This is a genomic window from Methanoculleus sp. (genome assembly GCF_036677455.1).
Classification (GTDB): domain Archaea; phylum Halobacteriota; class Methanomicrobia; order Methanomicrobiales; family Methanoculleaceae; genus Methanoculleus.
The window spans coordinates 109507-135856 of record NZ_JAVBWL010000007.1 but is presented as its reverse complement, the minus strand read 5'-3'; the positions used below and the strand labels follow the sequence as shown (position 1 = coordinate 135856).

The window sequence follows — 26350 nt, the reverse complement described above, 5'->3', positions numbered from 1 at the left end:
GGTAGTGGAACTCGCATGATCGTTACGGATCTACCTGGTTGTCCTTCCCTCAAGGAATATGAACGGATCGTGGGAAAAGAACGATTTTCGGCCGTTGAGGAGCTTGCCGAGCGCCTCTCAGGCGTCAGGATGCAAGAGATCAACTCGACCCGCCACGGGGGCGGCGTCGCGGAGATCCTGATCTCCTACGTCCCTTTCCTCAACGCACTCGGTCTTGAGACAACCTGGAGCATCATGGAGGCCGAACCTGCGTTCTTCGATGTCACGAAGACGCTCCACAACTTCCTCCAGGGGCGGGACGGGTTCTCGTCGTCGATGGTCGAGACCTACTGGGAAGCCCAGCGGCAGAATGAGGGGCTTATTGAGGACGATTGCGACGTCGTGACGGTTCACGACCCTCAGCCGCTCGGTCTCATTGAGTTCCTGACTGCCCGGGAACTCGAGCAGAAGAGGCTGCTCTGGCGGTGTCACGTCCAGCTGGAGACGGTGCCCACCACAACGGTGGGGAGCATCGGCCATATCTTACGAAGGCTGGTCGAGAAGTACCATGCGAGCATATTCTCAAGTTTCCAGTACCTTCCCCTCTGGGATGTGCCGAGTTTCATCATCCCGCCGTTCATCGACCCCCTCTCCGAGAAGAACCGCGACCTCCCCCAGACCGAGATCGACGCAGTCCTTGCGAAATACGGCATCGACCCGGAGAAGCCGATCGTCACCCAGGTCTCCCGGTACGACGTCTTTAAGGACCCGGTCGGCGTCATCCAGTCGTTCAAGAGAGCCCGTCAGAAGACTCCCTGCCAGCTCATCCTCGTCGGCGGGCGGGCGTGCGACGACCCGGAGTGCTTCCTTGTCCTGCGCGAGGTCCGCGAGACGGCCGAGGACGATCCCGACATCCATGTCCTCGACCTCCCGCCGGACAGCCACCGGGAGATCAACGCGCTCCAGCGAGCTTCGGACGTGATCGTCCAGAAGTCGATTAAAGAAGGGTTCGGACTGACGGTGACCGAAGGACTCTGGAAAGGAAAACCGGTCATCGGCGGGAACGTCGGCGGCATCCCGCTCCAGATCCAGGATGGCTGGAACGGCTACCTGGTCTCGACGATCCAGGAGACCGCTGACCGGATCCTCCACCTCCTCCGGCACCCGGAGCTGGCCGGGGAGATGGGAACGCGGGGCAAAGAGTTCGTCCGGGAGCACTATCTCCTTCCCCGGGGCGTGCAGGACCACCTTGCCGTCGTCGACCAGGTGGTCAACGGGAGGATCACCGCCCGGGACAGCGTCATCTGCTATCACCCGCAGGTGGTGACGGCCAGAATGGCTACATGCCCCACGCGGTGACGGGGCCCCCCGGTCACTCGATGGAGACCTCCTTCCCCCCGGGCCCGGACCCGGCCCTCATCTTCTTCAGGTGCATCTCGAGGACACCGTTCTTTAACCTGGTCCTGGCCCCTTCACCCGTTACGCTCGCCGGCAGGCGTATCAATCGGCTCAGGACGCCGTTCCCGCGCTCTTGGGTGGCATAGCCTCGCCCCTCCTCGATCAGCCCGGCGCGCCTCGCCGTTACCCGCAGGGTCTGCGGGTTGAGCAGGTTGATCCTGATAGCGTCTTCCTCTACGCCGGGGAGGTCTGCAACGACGATCACCTCATCGTCGTGGTCCAGGATGTCAACCCGGAAATCTGTAGAGGAGTCGGGAAAATCGCGGCTGTCCCCGCGGGAGATCGGCGACAGCCTGCCGGTCTGGGTATCTGGGGTCTCCCGGTCGTTTACCTTCTCATCTGACCCCGGTCTCCCGGGGTCCCGGAGTTCGTCTTCTCTTCCTGTCATAGCCCTTGCCTCCTGCCGTCTGGATCTCTCTTGAGTCGACCCACTTAATCTTTTGTACCGAGCGGATGCGTGACCGTCTCCACCTGCACAGCCGCATCTTCGGGAGTGTATACCTTGCGGTCTTCTGGTTGACCGGTACTCCGGCGGGCAGGGAAAAGTCCCCGGTTCCGCCGCTGATAACGCAGATTCTCCCGGGGGTGGGTCTGTATGGCACTTCTCAAGATCACCCGTTAGGTTTTTGTGGCGTGGCCGGTATGAAGCGGAACCCCCGCCCCTCTTGCGATGTGGTAACGTCCGGAACGGCTTATCGTTCGTGCCGCAATCTGGACAGAGACGCCCGTCCCGATGGCTCTGCGGGGGTTATGGAGGGAGAACGATGGCTCAATTCAGACCGTTTGATATGGAGGGCATGCCCGTCGAGGAGCAGCCCATGAGCTGGAAGGACATGATCAAGACACCTTACGACAAGAAGATGGTCGACGCCTACACGCGGACCCGGATCATCCTCATGAACGGCATCGAGAACAACGCTGTCCTCATGTCGCACGCGATCGAGCGGATGCACCCGGATCCCGGGGTGAAGAAGGCGATGGCCCTGATACGGCGGATCGACTCTCAGCAGCAGGAGACGATCAACTGGCTCAACCCGGCGGACCAGTCGATCATCGAGACCACCCTCGGCTACGAGCAGGTTGCGGTCGACCTCACCGCGAACCTGGCGCAGAACGAGCCGGACCCCTACGTGAAGCAGACGCTGGACTTCGCCCTGCTCGAGGACTTCGATCACCTCTACCGCTACAGTTGCCTCTATGACTACATCGAGGGCGGCGACCCCGACTCGATCGTCCAGGGCAAGACTGAGGTCAAACCGGGCCGGCCGACGAGCATCGAGCACCGTCACCCCTTCGACTCAATGCGGAAGCACTACGACAAGGACACGGCCGATATCAAGACGAAGATGAACTACATCACGATCACCGCGGGGGAGCAGCAGACGATGCTCTACTACCGGGGGCACGGGTTCATGTACCCCGACGAGATCGCGCGGCAGTTATATGCGGAGATCGCGGAGATCGAGGAGCAGCACGTGACCCAGTATGGGCTGCTCGGTGACCCGAATGAGACAATGCTTGAGAAGATGGCGATGATGGAACTCAACGAGGCCTATCTCTACTACTCCTTTGTACAGCAGGAGAGCGATCCGAGGATCCGGGGGATCTGGGAGATCTTCATGAAGATGGAGGTAACCCACTTCAACGAGTGCGCGCGGCTCATCAAGCAGTACGAGGGGCGGGATATCCAGGATCTCGTGAAGGCAGACGTCATCGAGCCCCTGGTCGTCTTTGAGTCGAACAAGGACTACGTCAACAGCGTCATCGATGCTCAACTCGACCTTGCGCCGAACAACATGGAGTACGTGCGGATGCGGGACCTCCCGGACGACTGGGCGAGTTTCGGTTACCAGCGCGTCATGAACGCAAAGGGTGTTCCGAGCGAGGAGGTCGTCGGCAAGGCGGGCCGGGAGCTCGCGGAGCGCGACCAGGCAGAGAATATCCGGAGAGTCAAGCAGGAGATGGCCCGCCGGGTGCAGAAGGGCATGGCAACCGTGCCGGCCCGGTAACTTCCCCTTTTACAGCAGAGGGGGTCCAGGTAGATCTCCGGGAGCGCCGCCTACGCTTCCGGTCCCGGGGGCTCGCAGCCTTCGGCCTCCCGGAGGGTGAACCGGAACGCCGCCCCGCATTCGGGGTGATCCGGTATGCGGTCCTCAACCCGGATACTGCCGCCGTATCGTGCAACAAGCATCCCGACGATATACAGGCCGAGACCATGGGTGCTCTCCCGGACATTCCGCTGCTCGAACCGAGCAGATATCGCTTCTTTGGCGCTTTCAGGGACCCCTGGACCCGTATCGGCGACGGTGACCCTGACCATTCCTTCCTCCTCCGCCTCCTCGACGGTTATGGCGATCTCGACGTCAGGCCCGCCGTGCCTGGCAGCGTTGCCGATGAGGTTCGTGAAGACCTCCGGCAGGAGGTCGTCGGCGTGAACCACCATACGCGGCCCGTCATACGTGATGCGGGCATCCGGGTGGTGGGCGATCTCATCCCGGATCACCCGGTCAAGGTCGATCGGAAGAACCCCTGTCCGGTTCTCGCGGATCTTGCGGATGGTCGCGACGTTTGAGGTGATCTCGATGCTCTTTGCGATGCCTGCCCGGAGTTTCTTCAGGTACTCCTGCTCCTCCCCTGAAAGCCTCTCGCTGAGCAGTTCGGCGTAGATGTTTGAGATGTTGTCGGCGTTCCGGATATCGTGGGTGAGGATATCGAGGTAGAGGTTCGCCTCCCGGTTCGCGGCATCGAGCCTCTGGTAGAGCAGTCCCCGGAGGACCCCGGCCCCGACCTCCCGGCCGACCGCCTTGAGGATCTGCCGGACCTCCTGCGGGATCTCCCCCCTCCCGGTGCTCCCGAGTATGAGCGCCCCGACGACCGAGGACTCGGCGACGAGCGGGATGCAGGCGAGCGAGACGACCCCGAAGTCCGCGAGCGCGTCCTGGTCGCTGCCTGAGGTCTCATCCGTCCCTTCGATGAACCACGGCTGGCCGGCGACAAAGACCCGGTTATAGGGCCAGTGGTGGACGTCGAGAGTCCGCTTCTGCATCAAGGTGAAGTCGGGAACCCCCTGGTGGCACCTGACGACGGCCCGGGCCCGTTCCCTCCCCTCCAGCATGTAGATCAACCCGACGTCGAACCCGAAGTTGTCGAGAACCGCATCGAGTGTGTTGTTGAGGAGTTCATCCAGGGTGAACGCGGATGCCGACGCCGTGATGACCGCGTTTAATACGGCAAGCCTCCGGTTCCGGACCTCTTCCTCCGCCCGTATCCGTTCCGTGACCTCGGCAAGCGAGAGGACCATCCCCTGGACGCTGCCTCCTGCACCCTGCACCGGTACGAGGCTCCAGTCCCAGTAGGTCGTCCCGCGTTCGGGCTGGTCCGGGTAGGTGAACGGTTTTGCATATGCCCTGAACGTCTCCCCGGTATCCTGGACCCGCTCAAAGGTTGCCTGGTTCTCCGGGTTCGGGAAGAGGTCGAAGTGCCCGCGCCCCAGGAGTTCCTCCTTCGTGTACCCGGAGCCTTCTGCGTAGGCTGTGTTCACGCGGATGAACCGGAACCCTGCGTCGAGGAAGGCCAGGTGGACGTCGGTATGCTCCATGACCGTGCCGAGGAGGTCGCGTTCCTCCGCCAAGTCGGCAGCGAGCGACTGGTTCTCGGCGAGCAGCCGTTCCCGCTCCGCATCCACCTGCACTCTCAGGGTGATGTCGCGGGCGAGCCACCTGACCTCCGCAAGGCCCCCCCGGTCGTTGCGGACGGCCGTGGCCGAGAGGGAGACGGGAACGGGTTCCCCGGCTGCCGGCTGCATCCAGACCTCGATCCCGCGCAGGGGCTCAGGGGCCATGGCCTCAAGCTGCGAGATCAGGTCACGGCAGGCATCCCTGCACTCCGGGACGATATAATCCTCGCCGTACGTCCCGATCAGGCTCTCCCTCTCCCTGCCGAGAAGAAGCGCTCCCGCTTGGTTCACGTCGATGATCAGCCCCGAAGCGTCGCAGATAAAGTAACTGTCGGGGGCGAGGTCGAAGAGATCCCGGTAGCGCCCGTGCTCCTGCCGGAGCTGCCGGTGCTTCTCTTCGCTCTCCTTCTTCGCGGTGATATCGATGATGAGAAGGGCCACCATCCCGTCGTCCGTGACACGGACCGAGCATGCCACCCAGCGGCCGCCGGCGAGCCGGCATTCCAGCCCGGAGATCGGGGTCGATCGCCGGAGCGCCTCAAGCAGCCGCCCGGCCAACTCCGGATCGGCGATGAGCGGGGCGATGTGGGTGCGGATGAGCGCCATCCCGTCCGCTCCGGAGAGGTCACGGTCGTCCGGCAGGGATAAGAGACGGCGGAAGGCCCGGTTGAGTCGCACGACCCTTCTATCGGCGTCGAGCAGGAGCAGGCAGCCTTCGAGTTCGTCGAGAGCGGCGCGTGTGACTGGCAGTTCGTCAGGCATTGATACTTGAGACATGATGCGTTCGGCCCTCTGGCGTCTCCGGTGGGGGTGGAACCTGATCCGCAGTAAAGTTTGTCATCGGAGGTTCGGAGGTTGCCTCTCCCGCGGCCGTCGGCAGAGGACGGCCCTGCCGGGAATACGGCCGGAGGTAGCCAGGAGGCGCAGGTCAGCGACCCCGGAAGTGCGGCAGAGGAAGATGATCCGGCCGGCGGGCGAAGGCGCCGCTGATGAACGCCCGGCGTCGGAGGGAAGACGGGAAGGCCAGGGTCGACCCCGGGCTCTGCGTTGACTGCCTGACCTGTGTCGACGAGTGCCCGTCCGGCGCTATCAGTCTCGATTGGTACCGGCCGGTGAGCAGCAACTCCTTTTACACGATTTCAAGGAACTACGGCCTGCGAGATCTGCTGCCGCAAAATCCGGGTACGGATATCCATGCCGGATAGGGTGTGAGTGGAAGAGCGGGGGAGAAGGAGTCCGGTGCCGGTCGCACGGGGAGGACCGGCAATCCCCACCGGACCGGAACCTACCGTCATCAGTCCCGCTCGTTGCCGATTCTGACGACCTCCTGCACGAGGAGATCAAAGTCTTCCTGCCTGCTGCGGTGGTTCGTGATGGCAACGTGCAGGTAGTTTCTGCCCCGGATGCTGACGGTTGAGGGGACGGCTATCCCCCTCTCCTGGAGTTCTGTCTCGATCCGCTTGTTCAGGCCGTTAAGTTCGGCATCGGTCAGGCCGGGCCGGACGTAGCGGAAATTGACGATGTTCAGCGAGACCGGCAGCGCGAGTTCAAGCTCCGGAGCGGACTCGACCAGTCCGGCCAGGTAGTGCGCCTGGTCGATGTTCTGCTGGATGATGCGCCCGTACTTCGCGACGCCGTGCTCTTTGAACGTCATCCAGGCCTTGAGCGCGTTAAAGCCGCGCGAGAGTTCAAAACCGTAATCGGAGAGCCAGGGGACGTCGATGCCGGTCAACCCGCGCTCTCCTTCGCCGTGGGCGAGGTACGTCGGGGTCAGCGAGAATGCCCGGCGATGATCGTCGGCGTTCCTGACGAGGATGCAGGCGATGGGGTACTGCAGGTACATCCACTTATGCAGGTCGAACGCCAGGGAGTCCGCCCGCTCCATGCCGGCGACGAGATGCCTGTACCGGGGAGCGATGGCCGTCCAGGCGCCGCTCGCACCGTCGACGTGGAACCAGCACCTCTCCGCGGCGCAGATATCCGCGAGAGCGTTGAGATCGTCTATGGCGGCCGTGTTGGTCGTCCCGGCGGCCCCGACGACGCAGGCGGGGAGAAGCCCGTTCTCACGGTCGTCTGCGATAGCCGCTTTCAGCGCCTCAAGGTCGATCTGCATAAACTCGTTCACGGGAATCCGGCGCAGCGCATCGTTCCCGAATCCGAGCAGTTCGACGGCCTTCTGGATCGAGGAATGGGTCTCCTCCGAACAGTAGACGGTCATCTTCTGCGGTGCGTCGGACATCCCCCTCTTCCGCACGTCGAACCCGGCCATGGCGTTCCGCGCCACGGCGAGGCCGATCAGGTTCGAGGCCGAGCACCCGCTGGTGAGAAGGCCGCTTGCTGTAGGAGGATACCCGAGAAGCGCCTTGAACCAGTCGAGGACCTGCATCTCGACGTAGTTGTTGCTGACGTAGGAGAACGCTCCGCTGACGGCGTCGGTCGAGGCCGCGAGCATCTCTGCGTACATCCCCATCACGGTCCCGGAACCGGCAACCCAGCCCCAGAACCTCGGGTGGCTGTTGCCGAGCTGGTAGGGGAGAATGGAACGGACGTACTCACCGTAGACCTCCTCGGCCGGCTGCGGGTCGAGCGGGGGTGGCCCTTCGAAGTGATCTTTGACCTGCTGCGGCGCATGTTGCCAGACCGGGTGGTCCCGCAGCGTCTCGATATAGTCCATTGCATCGTCGAGGATACGGTGACCCAGGGCGCGCATGGACTCCCAATCCTGTGGATCCAGAGTTTCTTCGGAATGCGCTTTTGTCTGTCTCTCCATGGCGGACCTCCTCGCAGATTGCCTTTGGCGGGATAGCTTGTCCGGTAAGTAGCCTTGCTGTTTGTGTTATTATCGATGATCGTTTGAATGGAGGGGCCTCCAGGTCCCTTCGTCCGGTTCCGGGGCCGGGATACGCTCGTAAGCCGTCACTCCCGGCGGGATCCGGATTTGCCCCACGCCTGCGTCCGGGCGGATGGGGCCGGCGTGCGAGGGAGAGCGATGCTGACCTCTGGGAGCAACGGAGGGCCTCAGGAGTTATCGGTGCTCGGGTGCCGGTCAACCGACGACGCGGTGTCTCAGTCTTCCACCGGGGCGTCCCTTGCCTCGCGGGCAAACGAAAGCGTCCTTTCCGGGTTGCGGACGCCATCTTTCTTGACGCCGGTATGCACATCGACGCCGTACGGGCGGACCTTCCGTATTGCCTCCCGGACATTCTCCGGCGTGAGTCCTCCTGCAAGGATCACAGGGATGGCTGAGTTTGCCACGATTGTTGCACTGATACTCCAGTCGTGAGGGATCCCCGTCCCCCCGATCTTCTCCCGGGTTCTGGTGTCGAGGATGAGCGCGTCGGCATGGGGCTCGTAGCGCTTTGCTGTCGCTATAGCTGACTCGTCCATTACGTGAACGGCTTTTACGATCTTCAGGTACGGGAGTGCGTCGCGGATGGCATCCATTCCCGAGGGTTCGACGGTATCCTGGATCTGCAGCGTCGTGCAGCGCGAGTCTCTTACCAGCCTGATGAGATCGTCCGTCTCCTGCAGGTGGGTGACTGCAACCGGCTCGATGAACGGTGGGAGATGCCTGACCATCTTCGCGGCTTCTTTCGGCGTTACAAAATCGCTGCTCTGATAGGTCACGCCCATGATGAAACCCATGGCATCGCAGCCGGCGGCGATTGCAGCCCGCATATCCGCAAGACTGGCTGTTCCACAGAACTTGACGCGCATCAGACTCCCTCTATCGTTATGGCAGATAGGGTCTTCGAGCTCTATAAAAACCCCTCTGCCGGGCCGAGATATGTAAAAGCCTTCGGCGGGAATCGAACCCGCGACCTCGTCCTTACCAAGGACGCGCTCTACCGGCTGAGCCACGAAGGCGCTATCTTCTCTCTCGCCCGGGTGTGCCCTGCAGAATGCCCTCGCACGGCCTTCTCCAGACGCCCATAATTACCTGGTGAAGCGAAGGCGTCAGAAAAGTTGCTCGAAGTGCCCCCGCCCGGATTTGAACCGGGGACAACCAGATCTTCAGTCTGGCGCTCTCCCAGTCTGAGCTACAGGGGCTCCTGCCTTACAACGTTGTCTGTTGTTCTTAATAAATTCTGTGTTCTGGGGGGTGGCTCTCCCCTGCACCGGGTGGCGGGATGACAGCGGTGCAAGGCCGCCTGTTTATCTGGTTTCCCGACGAACAGTGTGTGTAATGGGCCGGAGTGATCAGAAGTTAGATGCCCGGGGCGCGAACCTGATGCAGGCGCTCTCCCGGAGGACGGAGGCCGTCGTGCACCTCACCCACAATGACCTCGACGCCGTCGGGAGCGACGCCGTTCACCGGCGGGTATACGGTGAGGTCTTCACGATCTGGTCCTCTGTCGGCAAGTTCCTCGCAAACCTCGACGCCGTGGCCGGCTCTCCGGGGCGGGGCGACCTGCTCAGCATATCGGATGTCGGCTACCAGAAGGGCATCGAGCAGCGGCTCGCCAAGGCCCGGTCAAACGGATGGCGGATCGAGTGGCGCGACCACCACCGCTGGAAGGACGAGGAGATCCACGCGGTTGATGCGAAGACAAGCCTCCTCCATATCGACGTTTCCACCTGCGCCACCGGGATCGTCGCCCGCGACCTCGCCCCCGGCGACGCGGTGGCCGAGGAGATCGCGCGGGTCGTCTGCGACTACGACCTCTGGAGACACCAGGATCCCCGGTCGAAGATGCTCGGCCAGGTGGTGATGCAGAAGGGGTTCCGGGAGTACGTCCGCGACAACCTCGTCCGCGGCGTCATCACCGACGAAAAGATCGAGGGCGAGTACGAACGGATCGTCCAGGAGATGGAGCGGGACATAGGCAGGAGCCTCCGGCACACCACCATCATCGCGGCCGGCCGTTACCGGATCGCGTTCGCCCCGCTTTACGGCTACCCGAGCGAGACCGCTCACACCATCCGCGACGAACTTGGCACCGATATCGAGGTGGTCGTCTCTGCAAATGGTCGTATCTCCATCCGCTCCGTCCCCCCGGTCAGCCACCTCATCGCCCGGGAGTTCTCCGGCGGCGGCCATCCCCACGCGGCCGGGGGCACGTTTGCGTTCACCTTCCTCGACCGCCTCCTCTTCTGGCTCATAAAGCGGAACCGCCACTACCGTCGCCTTGCGGAAGTGGCGGAATCTATCGCGGAATGACCGCCCGGTCGACCAGATCTCTCCAGTACTCCGGGCAACCGTCCTCGCAGTAGCCGCCGACCTCGAGCATATCGGGGTCGGCGAACGCGGCCGCGGCTACCAGGTCCTCTGCCCCCGCATCGAGCAGGACGAGTCTCCTGATGCGGAACCGCTCCATCAGGTCCGGTCCCTGGTCGAGGTCGCCTGGAGGGAGGACCAGGGTATCCTGGTACTCGAGCAGGAGTTCCCGGTCAAACGTCGTCGAGTTCCGGGGGAAGAAAAGGATCTTCCGGCCGGCGAGCACCTCAAACTCGATCGTGTCCGCCTGATCCGCGACCAGAATGTGCCCCTTCACGCCGATATCGCGCATCTCCCGTGCGAGCCGGGCATACGTGGTCGCGATCGTCTCCTTGAACTCCTCCTCATCGTCGATGTAAGCATCGCGAAGTTCGAGCATGTGGGGGGCGGGGAGGGAGAACCAGGCGTCCTTGCGCTTCGCCAGGACAGAGCGTACATCCGCGGCCACGACAGACGGATCGATTCCCGGCTCGTTGACGAGCACCCTCTTCTCCACGCCGGGGAAGGCCCCGCTCAACCGATCGCCGTAGAAGAGACCCCCGGCGGCCGGTACCGTCACCCCTTCCTGTCCGTCGAGCGACCGGTCGAGCCGGTAGGTAGTGAGGTCCGCCTCCTCCCCGCGCCTCCCTTTCAGCCACTCTACGATCTCCTGAATCGTGGGCGTTCCGACCTCGGAGCCAAAGGATCGGACCGGTATCGCGATCTGTCGTGCCATGCTCTAATATCTTTATTAGCATCGCAACCAGAGTAGATAAGGATGAGTGGTAAGCCGTTGCTGGTAACGTGCGGACTCCCGTACACGAACGGTCCCTGCCATATCGGGCACCTGCGGACCTACGTGCCGGCGGACTTTTACGTGCGGTATATGCGCCGGTCCGGGGAGGAGGTCGTCTTTGTATGTGGTTCCGACAATCACGGGACGCCGATCGTGATCAGCGCCGAGCACGAGGGTTCAACCCCCCGCGCCCTCTCGGAGCGCTATCACGAGCACTTCTACGATACGTTCCGGAAGATGGGGGTCGTCTTCGACCGGTTCGGGATGACCGACGACCCCATGAACCACGAGACCACCCGGTCGATCGTCGAGCGGCTCATCGAGAACGGCTACGTCTACTCAAAGACCATCAGCCAGAGTTACTGTCCGGAATGCGAGCGGTTCCTCCCGGACCGTTACGTGGAGGGGGTCTGCCCCCACTGTGGAGCCATCGCCCGGGGCGACGAGTGCGACCAGGGGTGCGGGCAGCACCTTGAGCCCGGCGAGATCAAGGACGCGGTCTGCAAGGTCTGCGGCGGGAAGGCGGAGTACCGGGAGCAGGAGCACTACTTCTTCCGGCTCTCGGCGTTCCGGGAGTTCCTCCTCGACTACCTCCCGAACCTCAAAGGCACGGCCACCGCCCGGAACTACGCCCTTGGGTGGGTGAAGGAGCTCCTGCACGACTGGTGCATCACCCGGACGCTGGACTGGGGCGTGAAGTTCCCGGGCCGTGACGACCTCGTCGTCTACGTCTGGGTCGATGCGCCCATCGGGTATATGTCGTTCACGAAGGAGTGGGCAGAGGCTGCAGGGGCCGACTGGAAGGAGTACTGGTGCGGCGACGACACCCGGGTCACGCATTTCATCGGCGGGGACATCGTCTACCACCACTGCATCTTCTGGCCGGCGCTCCTCAAAGGCGCAGGCTTCGGCCTCCCGTACGCGGTGGTCGCAAGCGGCATGGTCACGATCGAGGGGAAGAAGTTCTCGAAGTCCCGGGGGTACGTCGTCTGGACGAACGACGACTACCTGGACCAGGGGCTCCCGGCGGACTACCTCCGCTACTACCTCCTCTCCTACACCAACCACACCAGGGAACTTGACTTCTCCTGGAAGGTCTACGCCGAGCGGGTGAACAGCGAGATCGTCGGGACGCTCGGGAACTTCATCTACCGGACGATGTACTTCGCCGAGAAGGAGTTCTCGGGCGTGCCCGACCTCGCCCCCCGGCCGGCTGTCCTTGAAGAGATCGAGCGGTCGCTCTCCGCGGTCGACGGTCTGATGCGGGATTACGACTTCAAGAGCGCCGTCGACTCGATGATGGCGCTTGCGTCGTTTGGGAACGCCTACATTCAGAACAATGCCCCCTGGAAGTTGATCAAGGAGGACCGGGCGGCGGCGGAGCAGGTGATCGCCGACTGCCTCCAGATCGTCAAGGCCCTCACCCTGACGTTTGAGCCCCTGATGCCTGAGGCGATGCAACGGGCCTGGACGATGCTCGGCTACGACGACAGGATTGCGGACCATCCCATAGCCGAGGCCACAGCACCGGTGGGGGCACGGGTGCTTGCAAAGCCCGTCCCCCTCTTCGTGAAGATCGAGGAGGCTCAGGTCAAGGAACTTGAGAAGGTCCTCAACGCCCGGGTCGAAGAGGCCGATGCGGCCGCGAAACCGAAGAAGAGCACCGTCTCCATCGAGGAGTTCGGGAAACTCGATATCCGGACGGCGAAGGTCGTCTCGGCCGAGCCGATCAAGGGCTCGAAGAAGCTCTACAAACTCGTCGTCGACCTCGGGGGCGAGAAACGCCAGGTGGTCAGCGGGATTGCGCAGTTCTACTCCCCCGACGAACTGGTGGGGAAGGACGTAGCGCTGATAGCAAACCTTGCTCCGGCAAAGATATTCGGCGTCGAGAGCAGGGGGATGATCCTCGCCGCCGGGGACGAAGCCTCCCTCCTCGTCCCCCTCCGGCCGGTCAAACCGGGGACAGCGGTCCGTTGATCGGGACAACCCGGTCAACCCTGTTCTTCATCGAGCGTTGATCGTAGACGACCACCCGCCACTCTCCGGCGGGCGAGAACGGGTGGATACCCGGATGGCGGTCGGCGGTAAAGACCATCTCCGGCATGTCGGTGATCCAGTAGCCCGACGCGGCCGGGTCGTCCACGGGGAGGTGGAAGATATATACGTCCCTGCCGCCGGCGGGGGTCGTGTTCGCGAGGATTGCGGTCTCCACGTTATGGAGCACTCCTTCCGGGTCGGTGAGGTAGACCCGGCAGCCCGTGAGGTTGACGGCGTCCCCGGTTATCCGTATCACCGGCGTCCCCGCATAGCCGGCGATGGCCTCCACCGGGGAGGCAGGAGAGGCCCCCGGGACCGTGATCCCCGCTTCTTCCTCCGGCACCAGGAGGGTTGCGGCTACGACGGTCATCATCACCGTGGCTATGATGATAGCACAGACCGTCGCTGTTCCGGTGGAGATGGGGCCCCGTTTCACGAGCCCCCTGTGGGTAACACCCTGTATTTGAAACTATGGGTTGAACGAAGCGAGAAGAGGTGGAGCGGGCCTGTCGCACAGGGGTGAGCATCGCCTCGCTTGCATCGACCCCTGTGCAGCGGCCCACCGGATAATGCTGCTGAACGCTCCGCCATTTCAATGCGCTCCCCCTGCGGGCCGGCAACCGGCCGGAGCCCGGCGAGAGAGGCGCGTCATATCGAATTCGGATAGTCCTTACGCCGGCTTTACGATCTCGGGGGCGATCTCGGCGATCTCGGCCGAGTGTACGTGCAGTTTCTTCACCTCGGGCGGGGATGCCGTGTACTGCTCTATGTCTCTGGAGATCCCCTTGAAGACACCCTCCCTGGATGCCTGCAACGATTCCTCGTCCTCCCAGAGGGTGATAAACACGCCGGCATCCGGGTCCTCCGCCGGCATCAGGAAGAGGTGCCCGCGGGATCCCTTCTTCTCTGCAGCATCGCCTTCCTTCGAGATGACCTCAATCGCGGCGTCGCGCTGGCCCGGCTTGAATTTCCAGGTAGACATTCGTGCTACAACCATCGTAACCGGGGCCTCGAATGGCACGAGCGGAAATAAATCTTGTGCATCCCGACCTGAGAGGGCTTGCCCGGGTATGAGGAAGCGGCTTTTTGTGGGGAGGATGGAGTTATCCCTGCGTGTGAGGACATAAACGCGGGTGAGGAGCGATAGAATGATGACGAATGCAAAAAACGACGGGCCTGGGGGGATTCGAACCCCCGACGTCCGGGTTAGAAGCCCGGCGCTATGTCCTGGCTAAGCCACAGACCCTCCTGGTTCCCATACATTTTCGCGGTCCGGGGATATTAACCCTTTGAGGACCGGGGCGTCTGAAAAAAAGTGTATCAACCGGCCCGGTAACACGCCGCCCTGACGATCTCGACTTTGGTCGGGTCTCCCCACTTCCGTCCTTCCACGTCGCGGGCGATGGTCGTTCCCCGGAACTGAACCTTGATCCGGGCTGACATCCGCTCCAGTTCCTCGGAGAAGGACGGGATGACGAAGTCGACCCGTCTCATGCCGATATTGAGGACAAGGAGGTCGACCATGATCCCTGCATCTCCGGGCGAGAGGTCTTCCTCGTTGACTGAGGTTATGAAGATACACTCCCCGGGGGCGGCCTCGGTCAGCGTGATGATGTTGTGAGCGCTGTTCAACTCGAGGGTGCGGGCCCTGCCGCTCTGGAGTTCAGCAATGACTGCCGGCGAAATCCCTGTTAATGCTGCGTACTTCATGACCAATCACCCGTACATCGGCAGCTGCTCTCTTCTGGGGGCGGTCTCGGTCTTCTGCACCTGCTCGGATATCTGGGCCATCGCCGCCTCGATCTCTACCGCCTGTTCAAGCAGCGGGTTGACGTCCAGGTTGATCTTGTAGATCTTGTTCAAGACCTCAATCGTGGCCGCAGAGGACCGCGGGTCAGGGGTGTTCACGGTCTCCCCGAGGAGCCCGATCCCCGGAATGCCCCGGGTCTTGCACTCCGTGAGGATGCTTGCCGCGATGCCGGAGAGGCTCCCCATCGGGAGGATCATCGTCTCTTCCTCGAGACGCTGGAGGACCTCGCGTGTTGTAGCAACGCCAAAGACCCTCTTCTCCGGTTCGTTCGTGATGATGCCTGCAATCGTGGCGATCTCTTTGATATCAAACTGGGCGAGCCAGTCCATGATGCCGTTTGCCACCTCGTAGCAGATTGTGGGGTGGATGGGGACATCGGAGATGACCGCAACGAGGTTGTCCTTCTCATAGAGGCGTACGGGAGCGTTGATCACGCCCTTTGTCATGAGAGCGACCGGTGGAAAGTATTTGCTGGTGATTGTCCCGATCTGCTCGAACTCCATCTGCTCGACGACGTACTGCAGGGCAATACTCCCGACGAGTCCACTGCCGGGGAACCCGATCAACACCGTTTTTTCGGCGCCGGCAAGTGCTCTGGATACAACCTTTATATCTTCCATGGAACCAACCACACAATCTCGGATTAGATTAACATAGTTGGCTGTCCCTTAAAAATATTATGCAGGAATACCAGATCAAGCGCGGATACACGAAATCTCTTGCAGAATCCATGGTTCAGGGTCTTCGCGACCAGTTCGGGACCGAACCCGTGGCATCGGGCGACGGTCACTACACGATCACTTACGGAGCTCTCCGGCGCCTTGAGGTCTGGTCCGGCGCAGCGGGCAAGACGCTGATCGTCGATACCGAGGCGAACAAAGATACCGACGACGAGACGATCATCGACACCAACCGCCGGTTCCGGAACTACCTCCAGCAGGTGACCGGATTCACGGCAAAAGAACGGGCGAAGAAGGCCCAGCAGGCCGTGAAGGGAAGCGAATAACTGAATTGCTCTCTTTGGTCGGGCATCTCTTCTTTTTTGCAGGCCCTCGAGGCTGCACTCTTCATTCCGACGTTCGGTGTAGCGGGGTGTATTCAATCAGCCCATGACCGAAGTTTTCATTCCTATCGAAGATTCCCGTCCCGGTTCTCTCGCGAGCAGGCCTGAATCCCGGAAAATGTGCAAAAAGGTAAAATAAGGTAGGTTACCTTACTCGATCACGATCGCCGGCTTGAACGGCAGGGCGCCCGACGCCTTTGCGTGCGTGCTCGCTTCGGCGTTCTGGACCGTCACCGGGACGCCGAACTCATGCTCCAGGAACGACCGAGCGCCTTCGAGGACCGCCTGTTCGTCGAGCGACGAGGCCACGAGCTGCTTCACGAGTTCGGGCGGGAGTTTCAGGACGAGTTTGGTGATCTGCTTTGCGGCCTCCGTCGCCTCACGACCACGCTTCCGCATCCCCTCGTTCTGCATGATCTCCCGCATCACCCTCGTCTTGTCGGTCGAGGCGGCGACGATTCGGAACGCCTCCTGCTTCCAGGCCGGGGCGACGAAGAGGCTGATGCCCTTCGGCTCCATCGGGATGAGTTTCACGATCGACTCGATATCCTCGACCGTCCTCGCGAGGAGTTCCTCGGCAAGTTCGACCTCCGGGTTGATCCGGGCCGCGTCGACCGTCGGCCAGGGGGCGAAGGAGACCATACCCTCCCCGCCGATCTCGTTCCAGAGCGCCTCACAGGTGAAGGGGATGATGGGGGCAAGCAGCCGTACCCAGGTGCGGCAGAGGTCCTGCATCACGGCCCCGCTGCCCGTTTCCCCGGGCAGGCGACGCCGGTACCACTTCAGGTCGGCCTCCACTCCGAAGAACGCCTCCTGCAACGCCTGCCGGGTCTGGAACGAATCGAGTGCCGCGGTGGTGCTCTCGATGCGGTGCTGGAGCCTGCTGGCGAGCCAGGTGTCGATACCGGAGGTGCCTTCAGCCTCCTTTGCCTCATCGACCGTGTTCCAGAACCGCTCGATCTGTTTCCTCGTCGACGAGACGAGTTCATTCCTCCAGTCAAAGTCCTGCCACGGCTCCGCGCTCCCGACGAGGAACATCCGAACCGTATCGGCGCCGAACTCCTCCACGGCGTCCTCGAGCAGGAAGACGTTGCCCTTGCTTGAGGACATCTTCGCTCCGTTCAGGAGCCCCATGCCAAAGACCACCATGCCCTTCGGCTGTAGTTCCGCCGGGAAGACGGCCCGGTGGTGGAAGAGCTGGAAGGTGAGGTGGTTTGAGATGAGGTCCTTTGCCGAGAACCGGTAGTCGTAAGGATACCAGTAGAGGAACTCGTTCCTGAGCCGGTCAAGCGTCTCCCGGTCAACTGTGGTGGGGTTCCCCTCGCCCTTGAAGATGTACTCGAAGACCTCCGGTGTCAGGTTCTCCGGCGGTATGGCCTTCAAGTGGTGAGCGATCGTGTAGTAGGCCATGTAGACCGTCGAGTCGGAGAGCGGCTCGATGATCCAGGTCGGGTCCCAGGGGAGTTTCGTTCCGAGCCCCACCCGCCGGGTGCAGGCCCAGTCCTTCAGCCAGTCGACCGTCCGGTCGAACTCGGTCCTGACCTCGGGCGGGACGAGCGCCATCCGCTCGAGCTGGGTCTTCACCTGCTCCTTCCAGCACGGGTCGCTGTACTCCAGGAACCACTGGTCGTGCAGGATCTTCACGTAGACCCTGCCTCCGCACCGGCAGATCACCTGGCGGTTGTCGAACTCGTACATCGGGACGGAACCGTAGCGCTCCATCATCAACGCCGCCACATCGTCCCGGGCCTCTCTCACCGGCTTGCCGCCATACTTCTCAAATACCTTCCCGCGGGAGAACTCGGCGCTGTAGACCTCCTGGGTAAGCGCCTCCATCCCGGGGTCGTTCTGGTCGCGGATGCCGGCCCGCTCGACCGCATCCTTCGCCGGGATCTCGCCGTAGCCCTCGACGGAGATGAGCGGGACCGGCCGGATGGACGTATACATCCCCTGCTGCTGCAGGTCGCGGAGCGCGATGTAATCGAAGGGCGCGTGAGCGGGAACGCTCATAACGATCCCGGTCCCCATCTCCGGGTCCACGAACGTTGCCGGGAGGACGGGGACCTTGCCGGAGAGGGGGTGCGAGACCGTCTGGTCGATGAACGCGGTCCCGGGGATCTCCTCGGTCACGGTGACCGTGTGGTCCTGGAGGGCAAGTTTCCCTGCCGCCTCCCGGCTCAAGATCCACTCCTCGCCGTCCACCATCGTCCGGACGTAGGTGACGTCCGGGTTCACCCAGAGGTTCGTCACCCCGTAGACCGTCTCGGGCCGGAGCGTGGCGCACGGGACCTTTGCATCGCCCCACTGGAAGACCACCAGGGTGAACCGGATGATCTCGGACTTGTCGCCCTCGAGCAGGTCGTGGTCGCCGACCGGGTTCTCGCACTGGGGACAGTACTTGACCGGGTGGGCTCCCTTGACGACGTGCTCGTCCTCGTGCAGGTGCGCGTATTGCCACTCGATGAACTTGCTGTACTGGGGGTCGACGGTGATGAACCGGCGCCGCCAGTCGATCGAGAGCCCGCACTTCTGCATCACCCTCTGGTACTCCTCCGAGAAGTACCGGACGATCTCCATCGGGTTGATGAACCGATCGAGGATGTCCTGCGGCACCCGGTAAAGGTCACGGTACAACCCGATCGTCTTCACATCGCCGTTTGCGATCCGCTTCGATATCCCGATGACCGGGGTGCCGGTGACGTGAAACGCCATCGGGAAGAGGACCTGTCTTCCCTTCATCCGCTGGTACCGGGCGATGACATCCGGGACGATGTAGGTCCGTCCGTGCCCGACGTGCATCGCCCCGCTTGGGTAGGGGAACGCCACGGTCAGGTAATACTTCTCCTTCTCAGCCGGATCAGCCTCAAACGCGTGCTCCCACCGGGCAGCACATTCCCGTTCGTTGCTTCGCATATCCAGTCCGCTCACTCTATGCCTCCAGATACTGGTTTCGTCATTTCTTCTGCCCTGCATCATACCGGACGCAGCCGGATCGTCTCGCCCTCATTGTAGCGCTTGATCATCTCCTGGGCGATGGTGCTGTTCTTGGCAAGGAGGATATCCCCCTCCTCGTTCACCGTTGCCGTGAAGAGATACTCTTTTCCGGCAAAGACATCGACGATCTTGCCTCTGTTCTCCTGGGAGACAATCGTCAACTGCTTTCGATCGAGGCGGATCTTGATGCCGCCTGCAAGCTGCATCTCCTCCTCGACGGGCCGTTGCGCCTCGAGCTCGCTCCTCGGCCTGATGTCGATCCCGATACCGAGTTTGTTCACGATCGCGGAGACGTTCTTTCCGCCCTTTCCGATCGCTGCCGGGACATCCTTGTCATCGATGTAGACGACGGCTTTGTTGTCGCTGATGATCCGGACCTCGACCGGGCCGGCCGTATACCGCCCGATCTCGTGCTGAACCTCCTTCTCAGCGACCTTCCAGGAAACGTTCTCCTCGGGCTTTGCTGCCGGTGCGACGACCGGTTCCTCTGTAACGGTTGGGGGTGCCTCAATCTCCGGCCGTGCGATCGGCATCACCAGGGTCTCTCCCTCGTAGCGGAAGATCTCCATCTCGGGCTCCCGCCGGGAGTGCTCGTAGACGACGATCACCGGGCGGATGTGGGTATCCCCGGGCATCCCCTCCGGCGTCTTGACCGTCAGTTCAAGGTCGTAGATCTTCGTGATTGCGCCTTCCGCGACATAGATGATGGTGTTGATGATCTGCGGCAGGACGCTGTAGCCCACGCGGTCGCAGAATCGCTGGAGGCAGTCCTGCACCTCCATGGCGTGCACCACCCCGACCATGCCCATCCCGGCAAGGCGCATGTCGGCGTAGATGCCGAAGTCTTCGCTCTTCCGGATCTCGTCGAAGATGACATAATCGGGCCGGACGAGCAGGAGGGCTTCGGCAGTGTTCGCCATGCTGCCCTCGAGCGCCGTGTACTGGGTGATGTGGTCGGGCACCTGCAGGTCCCGCGGCGCCTCCATTGTCTTGACGATGAAGTCGTGGTCGGCAAGGAACGTTGCAAGGCTCTGGGCGAGCGTGGTCTTCCCCGCTCCCGGGGGCCCTGCTATCAGGACCCCGCGACGGTTCCCGAGGATCCGTTTCTTGATCTCCGGCGCCATGTCGTAGTCATCGAGCGAGAGGTCCACAAGCGGTCGTACTGCCGTGATCTCCATCCCGTCCGAGAACGGCCGCCGGGCGATCGATATCCGGAGCGACCCGATCTGGACGACCGTGATCCCTCGCTTCTCGAGTTCGATAAAGCCGTCCGGATCGCGTTTTGCCCGCTCAAGAAGTTCCTGGGCCATGGACCGGAGCTCGTACTCATTCATCGGCGCATCGCGGAGGGTGACCAGGCGAATGTCACGGAGTTTCCCGATCTTTGCCACCGGCGGGGCCCGTTCTTTGAGCGTGACCGCGACCGTCTCCTCGTCGAAGTACTGGTCGATCGAGAGCGGCGAGAAATCCCCGATCTGGGGTCTTAAGTAGGTGACGTCAAGCCCCTTTGCCTTCGCAACCTCTGCCTGCACAAGGTCGCTCGTGATGAACCGGGCGTCGTGGAGAAGAGCGACATTCCTGATCAGGGCGTCGATCTCGCCGCCGCTCGAGAGTTTCACCTGGTCGAGGCTCGGGCGCTCTCCTGAATATTGGAGTTCGATGATAGAATCCTCCGACATCCGAAAGAGTTCCTGGAGTTCGGTCAGACCGGAAAACCCTATCTCCCTTCCCTGATTTGCCTGTGCCTCCAGTTCGGCGACGACGGCTTCCGGTATGATTATTGTTGCGCCCTTATATTCTCCCGCCTTTATCATCGATGTTATGCGCCCGTCTATCACGACGCTGGTATCGGGTACAATTTTCATAAAAAATCACCATAGTAATGAAGTCATTCACCCTTATTAGCGTATACCTTCTCCGGATCAAAGACGATTCCGGCGATCTCCTTCCCTTCGATCGTTCGGTAGAAGCACGAGGCATGGCCGGTATGGCAGGCAGCACCGATCTGTTCCACTTCATAGAGGACTGCATCCGCATCGCAGTCGACGAGCATCCGGCAGACCCGCTGGAAGTGCCCGCTCTCTTCACCTTTCTTCCAGAGTTTCTGCCTGCTTCTGCTGTAGTAATGCGCGTATCCGGTGGTCCGGGTGAGTTCCAGTGCTTCGGCGTTTGCGTAAGCGAGCATCAGGACCTCACGAGTTCGCTTCTCCTGTACAATGACAGGCACCAGTCCGTCTTTAAATTGTATCTCCATATTGGTTCACATTCCTGCTAGAGCCTTCATGATGACAAAGAGGATATCTCCCACGAATAACGCGACCAGGAATCCCGCCGTGATCGGTATGATGAAGGGAATGCCGTAAGATATCCAGACCCTGCCGGCCTTCCGGTAGAGGGCCAGTTCCTCCAGGTAGTCTTCGGGGTGCAGCCTGAGGTCTTTCGTGTATAGTCGCCGCTCTCCCCGCACGATGCGCCTGAGCGACTCGGTAAAGCCGACGAACCGCCTGACCAGCCTGCCGTCCTCTTCCTTGATATCCTCCATGACAAAACCGAATTCATTCTGGATCGTCTTTGCCTCGACGGGAAAACCGGTGAAGAGGCAGGGTAACGGGGCCCGGTTGCCCTCGAGCAGGTTCTTTGCGAGTATGACAACCGGTGCCGCGATGTTGATGAGCACGGCATTCGTCAGCACCGTAAATGGGAAGAACCCGAGGGGCGAGATACCGAAGTAGGGCTCGATGGGGAAGAACGGGAGGCATGCGGTGATGATGATGAGGGCATACGCGTCCGCTCCCCCGAAGAGGTTTGCGGCCTGAAAGAAGTAAAAAAATCCGCAGAAGACCGTGACCAGGAGGAGATACCCCGCTGCTGTCCGCCAGTCCGCGAGGAGGGTCAACCCGTATACCCAGACGGCTGCCGGAATCGCGATCGCGAGCGCAGGACGCCAGGTCCTGTGGGGTACCCGCCGTTCTCTTGCATCCAGGACCGACGCATATATGAGCGTGACCCCTATTGCAGCCGCTGCAATCATCAGCGGGACAGCTACCACGAGCGGAAGAATCATGGGCCAGTACTCTATTCATCTTTCATCTCTTATTTCTGACGATCTCTTTTTATGGGAACCGCTGCCATTTCAGTGCGCTTTTCATGTAGTTGGTATTTTATGGCTCTCTCACGGCCTCATTTTGCCTCAGGACGCATATTTTAGAGATCGGGACTCTCTCAGAATAACTTAATTTTTGAAGATTCCTGCCCGAGAACGGCCTCTTTCAGGTCCCCGGATCAGACACTTTCAATTGAATGTCTACCTGAACGGGTATCGCCCTATCGTAAAATATTAATATGAGTATAGTGATGAGGTATACTGTGGCGGGGGGCAAATCCCCTTTCCTGCATAAAAATACCATACCTGAAGATGTGCATGGACATAAACGGCCTTATGGACGAGATCCTTCTACAGTCGACGCACGAGGGGCAGTTTGCTCTTGATGAGTTACTACACCGCACTGCTGTTCGTCCCCTGACCGGGATAGGGATCTGTAGGGCAGAGGCGCATACCTTTTTCCTGGTTCTCCTTGGGGGCGAGCCGGACGGCGCTATATTCGTCGATGAGAAGGGAACGCTCTTTGGCGATGCCGCGGTCCTGCGGCTTACGGGGGAGGAGGTGTTTGATCTCTTCCTGGTTGCACCGCAGATCGTCGACGCATTGGTATCACGGTGCCGGGTCTTCGAGAAGAGCCACCTGAGGAAGAACGGCCGCCTTGATATCCCGACCATCGGCACCCCTACCCGGCAGCGGGTTGGGGTGCTATGCCTGACCGTGCGCGACAGCCGGGCTCCCCTTGTCGGAGCCCACGTCTCGATCCGAAAAGGAAAACTGGTCATCACCAGCGATGTGACGGATTCCGGGGGGCGGGTCTGTTTCCGGTTGCTCAACGGGCGCTATATGTGCGTGGTCTCGGATCGGATCGGAGAGCGGACGCGACGCATCATCGAATTCCATGATCCTCAGGTAGAAACGTGCGTTGATATTGGGGGCATAGAGGATGAGAGCACATGAGGATGAAGAACGTGAACTGATAGCAGCGGTCAGGAACCTGCTCACACTACCCGGGAGACCGGAGGCCGGCAATGGGGATCCCCTGAATGGATCCGATGGTGCCGGGAAGGAGCCTCGCTCCGATGAGGGGGAGGCCCATGAAGAGGCGACCTTGGAGGCCGATCCCGGCGAAAACGACGAACAGTCGGAGCCCTATCCCGGACCGGTGTCAAAGAGGGCGGGCATCCGCTCGCTCATCGACGCGGTGACGGGATCCGGGAGTACCGAAGATCGACACGCAGCCAACGGCGAGGATCCGGTCAGGGCCCTCCTCAACCGGATCGAACGGCGTAGAGGAGGGACGGATGCCGGGGGAGAGCCCTCCGTGCCGGCGGCAGAGGGTATCGAAGCAGGGCCAGAGGTGCCGGCTTCTCCCTCTGGGCACGATGAGTCCTCCGGTTTCCTCAGCCGGATGAAGGGGTGGAGGGAGGCCGATAGTCCTGACCTCGACGAACCTGATCCTGATGAAGACCTGAGCGCAGGTGTGGTCTCGGTCGACGACCTCGGGAACCTGACCGACCTGATCCTCCCGAAGAGTGCGACATTTGCGATCGAGGAACTGAATATCAATCGTGACGATCACCATTTCGACTTCGTCGACAACGCCCGGGTTGTATCGGAGTTCGATGACCTCTTTGCGAGGACCGTCTCATCCCCCGCATTCGTCGCAGCCGCGACACAGGTAGCGACCCCGGCCGAAGAGGGCGCGCAGCCCCGGTTCGGTTTCCTCAAGAAGTTCCAGCTCCCGATGGCCGGGGAAGTGATCGAGGAGTATAACCCCATGTTACATGGACCGCTCGTCGATCTCTCGATGCGGCCGTCGCCGGGGCTGGAGGAGATCGAGCTCTACCCGGTCAACGAGCCGTATGCTTATGTCCGGGTGACCTATGACGGCACGACGCACGAGTACACCTATCATGTCCTCGAGCCCGCGCTCACCCCCGGAGAGCAGGAACTCTTCGGGGAGATCAAGGAGCGCCTCTTTGAGACGCTCAACATCACCACCCGTGACCTCACCCGCGAGGTAGCCCGGAAGGCGCTCCGGGACTCGGCCAACACGGTCATCGCCGATTACGGGATCCATCTCTCGCCACCCGGCCGGGAGAAGATTCTCTACCACGTGGAGAAGGAGTTCCTCGGTGACGGGCTGATCGACCCGGTGATGCACGATAAGTACATCGAGGACATCTCTTGCGACGGCGTGAACAGCCCTATCTTCGTCTATCACACGACGTATGAGTCGATGAAGACGAGTCTCGTCTACCGGGATGCTGCAGAACTTGACTCGTTCGTCACAAAACTTGCGCAGAGGGCCGGAAAATACATTTCTATCGCCGAACCGATGCTGGATGCCACGATGAGCGACGGGTCGCGTATCCAGATGACGCTCGGGGCGGAGGTGACCGCTCACGGCTCAACGTTCACGATCCGGAAGTTCCGGGAAGAGCCGATCACGCCCACGGACCTTATCGAGTGGCACACCTTCTCGCCGCTCGGGATCGCCTTCATCTGGCTCGCGGTCGAGAACGCCAAGTCCTGCATATTTGCCGGCGGGACGGCGTCCGGGAAGACCACGACCTTGAACGCCATATCGCTCTTCATCCCGCCGCTCGCGAAGATCGTCACCCTTGAGGATACCCGTGAGTTAAAGCTCCCCCACCCGAACTGGATCCCGAGCATCACCCGGGATTCGTTCTCATCGGATGGGCGTGGCGAGATTGATATGTACGAACTCCTGCGTGCCGCCCTCCGGCAGCGCCCTGAGTACATCCTGGTCGGCGAGGTCCGTGGCAAGGAGGCCCTGACCCTCTTCCAGGCGATGAGTACCGGGCACGTCACCTACGCAACGATGCACGCGGACTCCGTGGCAAGTGCCGTCCACCGCCTGGAAAACCCGCCGATCGACGTGCCGCGGAACATGCTCTCGGCACTCTCCCTGATGTCCATCCAGGTGCAGGCCCGGGTAGGAGGTCAGCGGATCCGGCGGAACAAGCAACTCATCGAGATCCTGGACATCGATCCCCGGACGAACGAGTTGATCACGAACGAGGTCTTCCGGTGGCACCCGGCGACCGATGAGATCCGCTACTCCGGCAAATCCTACATCCTCGAGCAGATCATGGAGGACCGTGGATGGAGCGAGGAGCGGATGCAGGAAGAACTGAAACGGCGGCAGGAGGTGCTCGAATGGATGCGCATCAAGAAGATCCGCCACTTCCGCGACGTGAGCAAGATCCTGGTCTCCTACTTCCGTGACCCCGAGACGGTCATCGAGCGTGTGCGCTCCGACCTCTACGGGGAGGGCGGTGACCTGGCATGAACAGTTATGAGCGGTTCTGCTTCAACCTGATCGGCCGTGACCTACGGGAGAAACGGGGAGATTTCATCAAACTCCGGAACGATCTCGTGGGAGCCCGGATGAATACGCCGTTTGAGGCCTACCTTGCGACGGCGTACGTCTCCTCGATCATCGTGGGGCTGGCCGCCGCCGTGATCATCGGGCTTCTGACCTACCTCCTGCGGATCCCCGAGGTGATCACCTACCGGGGAGCGGTCCCCGAGATCTTCTACGCATTGAACGATTACAAGCTCCTCCTCGGCACCGTTGTCATCACGGTCCTCTCTCTCCTGATCTTCGGAGGGATATCCTACCTGATCTTCCTCCTCTATCCCGGCATCCAAGCCGGAGAGCGGCGCCGGAACATCGAAGCCACCCTCCCATACGCCGTCAACTACGTCACCGCCATGTCCTCGGCGGGGATCACCCCCGACGAGGTCTTCCGGCTGCTCGGTCAGAGCAAGATCTACGGTGAGAGCGCCGTCGAGGCGCGCTACGTCTCCCGGGAGACCGACTTCTTCGGGAAGGACCTCCTTGATGCGCTGCGGACCGTCTCGCAGGCGACGCCGAGCGAGCGGATGCGGGAGTTCCTGCAGGGGGCTGTTGCGAGCATCTCCAGCGGGAGCAACCTTACCGAATACTTCCGTTCCAAGGCTCACCAGTATACGCTCGAGAACAACCAGCAGCAGAAGACATTCCTCGAGACCCTCGGGCTGATCGCGGAGTCATATGTCACCGCGATGGTTGCAGGCATGCTCTTTCTGATCATCCTGCAGTCGATCATGACACTCATCTCCGGTGACTCGAACCCGCTCTTCCTCTACATCATCATCTACCTGCTCGTGCCGTTCGGGAGCATGATGTTCATCGTCCTGATCAGTTCCATGACGCCGGAGGTGTAAT

At 61.5% G+C, this 26350-nt stretch carries 22 protein-coding genes and 3 tRNA genes; 9 read left to right on the top strand and 16 right to left on the bottom strand.

Features of this window, described 5'->3' with window-relative positions; all coding sequences use genetic code 11:
• Positions 1-69 precede the first annotated feature (69 nt).
• Positions 70-1338: a glycosyltransferase gene (locus V6K60_RS02220; protein ID WP_332448879.1), complete on the top strand. Its 1269-nt coding sequence runs from the start codon at positions 70-72 to the stop codon at positions 1336-1338.
• A 13-nt stretch (positions 1339-1351) separates the two neighbouring features.
• Here V6K60_RS02220 and V6K60_RS02215 read toward each other — a convergent pair whose 3' ends face one another.
• Positions 1352-1825 carry an Hsp20/alpha crystallin family protein gene (locus tag V6K60_RS02215; protein WP_332448877.1) on the bottom strand — a complete coding sequence of 158 codons (474 nt, stop codon included), beginning with the start codon at positions 1823-1825 and terminating at the stop codon, positions 1352-1354.
• Positions 1826-2201: 376 nt separating this feature from the next.
• Between V6K60_RS02215 and V6K60_RS02210 the strand changes: the two genes are divergently transcribed.
• Complete coding sequence (locus tag V6K60_RS02210; RefSeq protein ID WP_332448876.1) at positions 2202-3446, top strand: ferritin-like domain-containing protein; 1245 nt, start codon at positions 2202-2204, stop codon at positions 3444-3446.
• 50 nt (positions 3447-3496) lie between these two features.
• Here V6K60_RS02210 and V6K60_RS02205 read toward each other — a convergent pair whose 3' ends face one another.
• Positions 3497-5875, bottom strand: coding sequence for a PAS domain S-box protein (locus V6K60_RS02205; protein WP_332448875.1), 2379 nt, complete (start codon positions 5873-5875; stop codon positions 3497-3499).
• A 227-nt stretch (positions 5876-6102) separates the two neighbouring features.
• Between V6K60_RS02205 and V6K60_RS02200 the strand changes: the two genes are divergently transcribed.
• Positions 6103-6318 carry a DUF362 domain-containing protein gene (locus V6K60_RS02200; protein ID WP_332448874.1) on the top strand — a complete coding sequence of 72 codons (216 nt, stop codon included), beginning with the start codon at positions 6103-6105 and terminating at the stop codon, positions 6316-6318.
• Positions 6319-6407: 89 nt separating this feature from the next.
• On the opposite strand, the gene V6K60_RS02195 is transcribed toward V6K60_RS02200, so the two are convergent.
• From V6K60_RS02195 to V6K60_RS02180, 4 genes are all read right to left on the bottom strand, one after another.
• On the bottom strand, positions 6408-7823 hold the full coding sequence (locus tag V6K60_RS02195; RefSeq protein WP_332448873.1) for a pyridoxal phosphate-dependent decarboxylase family protein: 1416 nt from the start codon (positions 7821-7823) through the stop codon (positions 6408-6410).
• A 356-nt stretch (positions 7824-8179) separates the two neighbouring features.
• On the bottom strand, positions 8180-8830 hold the full coding sequence (locus V6K60_RS02190) for a phosphoribosylanthranilate isomerase (protein WP_332448872.1): 651 nt from the start codon (positions 8828-8830) through the stop codon (positions 8180-8182).
• A gap of 77 nt (positions 8831-8907) precedes the next feature.
• Positions 8908-8980, bottom strand: a tRNA-Thr gene (locus V6K60_RS02185).
• 109 nt (positions 8981-9089) lie between these two features.
• Positions 9090-9163: transfer RNA gene (locus V6K60_RS02180), tRNA-Phe, on the bottom strand.
• A 136-nt stretch (positions 9164-9299) separates the two neighbouring features.
• Between V6K60_RS02180 and V6K60_RS02175 the strand changes: the two genes are divergently transcribed.
• On the top strand, positions 9300-10274 hold the full coding sequence (locus V6K60_RS02175; protein ID WP_332448871.1) for a DHH family phosphoesterase: 975 nt from the start codon (positions 9300-9302) through the stop codon (positions 10272-10274).
• Here the strand turns inward: V6K60_RS02175 and V6K60_RS02170 are convergent.
• On the bottom strand, positions 10261-11046 hold the full coding sequence (locus tag V6K60_RS02170; protein WP_332448870.1) for a hypothetical protein: 786 nt from the start codon (positions 11044-11046) through the stop codon (positions 10261-10263). The two genes, V6K60_RS02175 and V6K60_RS02170, sit on opposite strands and share 14 nt — an antisense overlap.
• A 42-nt stretch (positions 11047-11088) precedes the next feature.
• Here V6K60_RS02170 and metG point away from each other — a divergent pair, with 42 nt between their 5' ends.
• Positions 11089-13083: a methionine--tRNA ligase gene (gene metG / locus V6K60_RS02165; protein WP_332448869.1), complete on the top strand. Its 1995-nt coding sequence runs from the start codon at positions 11089-11091 to the stop codon at positions 13081-13083.
• On the opposite strand, the gene V6K60_RS02160 is transcribed toward metG, so the two are convergent.
• From V6K60_RS02160 to V6K60_RS02140, 5 genes are all read right to left on the bottom strand, one after another.
• On the bottom strand, positions 13058-13579 hold the full coding sequence (locus V6K60_RS02160; protein ID WP_332448868.1) for a hypothetical protein: 522 nt from the start codon (positions 13577-13579) through the stop codon (positions 13058-13060). The two genes, metG and V6K60_RS02160, sit on opposite strands and share 26 nt — an antisense overlap.
• 234 nt (positions 13580-13813) lie before the next feature.
• Positions 13814-14125: a putative quinol monooxygenase gene (locus tag V6K60_RS02155; RefSeq protein WP_332448867.1), complete on the bottom strand. Its 312-nt coding sequence runs from the start codon at positions 14123-14125 to the stop codon at positions 13814-13816.
• Positions 14126-14314: 189 nt separating this feature from the next.
• Positions 14315-14389 (bottom strand) — tRNA-Arg (locus tag V6K60_RS02150).
• A gap of 74 nt (positions 14390-14463) precedes the next feature.
• On the bottom strand, positions 14464-14853 hold the full coding sequence (locus V6K60_RS02145; RefSeq protein WP_332448866.1) for a DUF473 domain-containing protein: 390 nt from the start codon (positions 14851-14853) through the stop codon (positions 14464-14466).
• A 6-nt stretch (positions 14854-14859) separates the two neighbouring features.
• Positions 14860-15573, bottom strand: a complete 714-nt coding sequence (locus V6K60_RS02140; RefSeq protein ID WP_332448865.1) for a proteasome assembly chaperone family protein — start codon at positions 15571-15573, stop codon at positions 14860-14862.
• A 59-nt stretch (positions 15574-15632) separates the two neighbouring features.
• Here V6K60_RS02140 and V6K60_RS02135 point away from each other — a divergent pair, with 59 nt between their 5' ends.
• Complete coding sequence (locus V6K60_RS02135) at positions 15633-15959, top strand: DUF5611 family protein (protein ID WP_332448864.1); 327 nt, start codon at positions 15633-15635, stop codon at positions 15957-15959.
• Between the two features lie 207 nt (positions 15960-16166).
• On the opposite strand, the gene leuS is transcribed toward V6K60_RS02135, so the two are convergent.
• The 4 genes from leuS to V6K60_RS02115 are packed head-to-tail and all read right to left on the bottom strand — an operon-like array spanning position 16167 to position 22074.
• Positions 16167-18929, bottom strand: coding sequence for a leucine--tRNA ligase (gene leuS, locus V6K60_RS02130; RefSeq protein WP_332448863.1), 2763 nt, complete (start codon positions 18927-18929; stop codon positions 16167-16169).
• Between the two features lie 59 nt (positions 18930-18988).
• Positions 18989-20875, bottom strand: coding sequence for a PINc/VapC family ATPase (locus V6K60_RS02125; protein ID WP_332448862.1), 1887 nt, complete (start codon positions 20873-20875; stop codon positions 18989-18991).
• A gap of 23 nt (positions 20876-20898) precedes the next feature.
• Positions 20899-21264 (bottom strand): phosphoribosyl-AMP cyclohydrolase, encoded by a 366-nt coding sequence (gene hisI, locus V6K60_RS02120; protein WP_332448861.1) that lies wholly within the window; start codon positions 21262-21264, stop codon positions 20899-20901.
• Positions 21265-21270: 6 nt separating this feature from the next.
• Complete coding sequence (locus tag V6K60_RS02115; RefSeq protein WP_332448860.1) at positions 21271-22074, bottom strand: A24 family peptidase C-terminal domain-containing protein; 804 nt, start codon at positions 22072-22074, stop codon at positions 21271-21273.
• 351 nt (positions 22075-22425) lie between these two features.
• Here V6K60_RS02115 and V6K60_RS02110 point away from each other — a divergent pair, with 351 nt between their 5' ends.
• Genes V6K60_RS02110 through V6K60_RS02100 form a run of 3 tightly spaced genes read left to right on the top strand, consistent with a single transcriptional unit; the run spans position 22426 to position 26349 of the window.
• Entirely contained in the window at positions 22426-23070 is a 645-nt protein-coding gene (locus tag V6K60_RS02110; protein ID WP_332448859.1) for a hypothetical protein, read from the top strand.
• Positions 23057-25429: a type II/IV secretion system ATPase subunit gene (locus V6K60_RS02105; protein WP_332448858.1), complete on the top strand. Its 2373-nt coding sequence runs from the start codon at positions 23057-23059 to the stop codon at positions 25427-25429. Before V6K60_RS02110 ends, V6K60_RS02105 begins: the two co-directional genes overlap by 14 nt.
• Positions 25426-26349, top strand: a complete 924-nt coding sequence (locus tag V6K60_RS02100; RefSeq protein WP_332448857.1) for a type II secretion system F family protein — start codon at positions 25426-25428, stop codon at positions 26347-26349. Before V6K60_RS02105 ends, V6K60_RS02100 begins: the two co-directional genes overlap by 4 nt.
• Position 26350 lies beyond the last annotated feature (1 nt).

Coding starts and splice junctions, on each gene's coding strand:
- V6K60_RS02215 (WP_332448877.1), bottom strand. CDS start 1,825: ATGACAGGAAGAGAAGACGAACTCCGGGACCCCGGGAGACCGGGGTCA.
- V6K60_RS02210 (WP_332448876.1), top strand. CDS start 2,202: ATGGCTCAATTCAGACCGTTTGATATGGAGGGCATGCCCGTCGAGGAG.
- V6K60_RS02205 (WP_332448875.1), bottom strand. CDS start 5,875: ATGCCTGACGAACTGCCAGTCACACGCGCCGCTCTCGACGAACTCGAA.
- V6K60_RS02200 (WP_332448874.1), top strand. CDS start 6,103: ATGAACGCCCGGCGTCGGAGGGAAGACGGGAAGGCCAGGGTCGACCCC.
- V6K60_RS02195 (WP_332448873.1), bottom strand. CDS start 7,823: ATGCGCGCCCTGGGTCACCGTATCCTCGACGATGCAATGGACTATATC.
- V6K60_RS02190 (WP_332448872.1), bottom strand. CDS start 8,830: ATGCGCGTCAAGTTCTGTGGAACAGCCAGTCTTGCGGATATGCGGGCT.
- V6K60_RS02175 (WP_332448871.1), top strand. CDS start 9,300: ATGGGCCGGAGTGATCAGAAGTTAGATGCCCGGGGCGCGAACCTGATG.
- V6K60_RS02170 (WP_332448870.1), bottom strand. CDS start 11,046: ATGGCACGACAGATCGCGATACCGGTCCGATCCTTTGGCTCCGAGGTC.
- metG (WP_332448869.1), top strand. CDS start 11,089: ATGAGTGGTAAGCCGTTGCTGGTAACGTGCGGACTCCCGTACACGAAC.
- V6K60_RS02155 (WP_332448867.1), bottom strand. CDS start 14,125: ATGTCTACCTGGAAATTCAAGCCGGGCCAGCGCGACGCCGCGATTGAG.
- V6K60_RS02145 (WP_332448866.1), bottom strand. CDS start 14,853: ATGAAGTACGCAGCATTAACAGGGATTTCGCCGGCAGTCATTGCTGAA.
- V6K60_RS02140 (WP_332448865.1), bottom strand. CDS start 15,573: ATGGAAGATATAAAGGTTGTATCCAGAGCACTTGCCGGCGCCGAAAAA.
- V6K60_RS02135 (WP_332448864.1), top strand. CDS start 15,633: ATGCAGGAATACCAGATCAAGCGCGGATACACGAAATCTCTTGCAGAA.
- leuS (WP_332448863.1), bottom strand. CDS start 18,929: ATGCGAAGCAACGAACGGGAATGTGCTGCCCGGTGGGAGCACGCGTTT.
- V6K60_RS02125 (WP_332448862.1), bottom strand. CDS start 20,875: ATGAAAATTGTACCCGATACCAGCGTCGTGATAGACGGGCGCATAACA.
- hisI (WP_332448861.1), bottom strand. CDS start 21,264: ATGGAGATACAATTTAAAGACGGACTGGTGCCTGTCATTGTACAGGAG.
- V6K60_RS02115 (WP_332448860.1), bottom strand. CDS start 22,074: ATGATTCTTCCGCTCGTGGTAGCTGTCCCGCTGATGATTGCAGCGGCT.
- V6K60_RS02110 (WP_332448859.1), top strand. CDS start 22,426: ATGTGCATGGACATAAACGGCCTTATGGACGAGATCCTTCTACAGTCG.
- V6K60_RS02105 (WP_332448858.1), top strand. CDS start 23,057: ATGAGAGCACATGAGGATGAAGAACGTGAACTGATAGCAGCGGTCAGG.
- V6K60_RS02100 (WP_332448857.1), top strand. CDS start 25,426: ATGAACAGTTATGAGCGGTTCTGCTTCAACCTGATCGGCCGTGACCTA.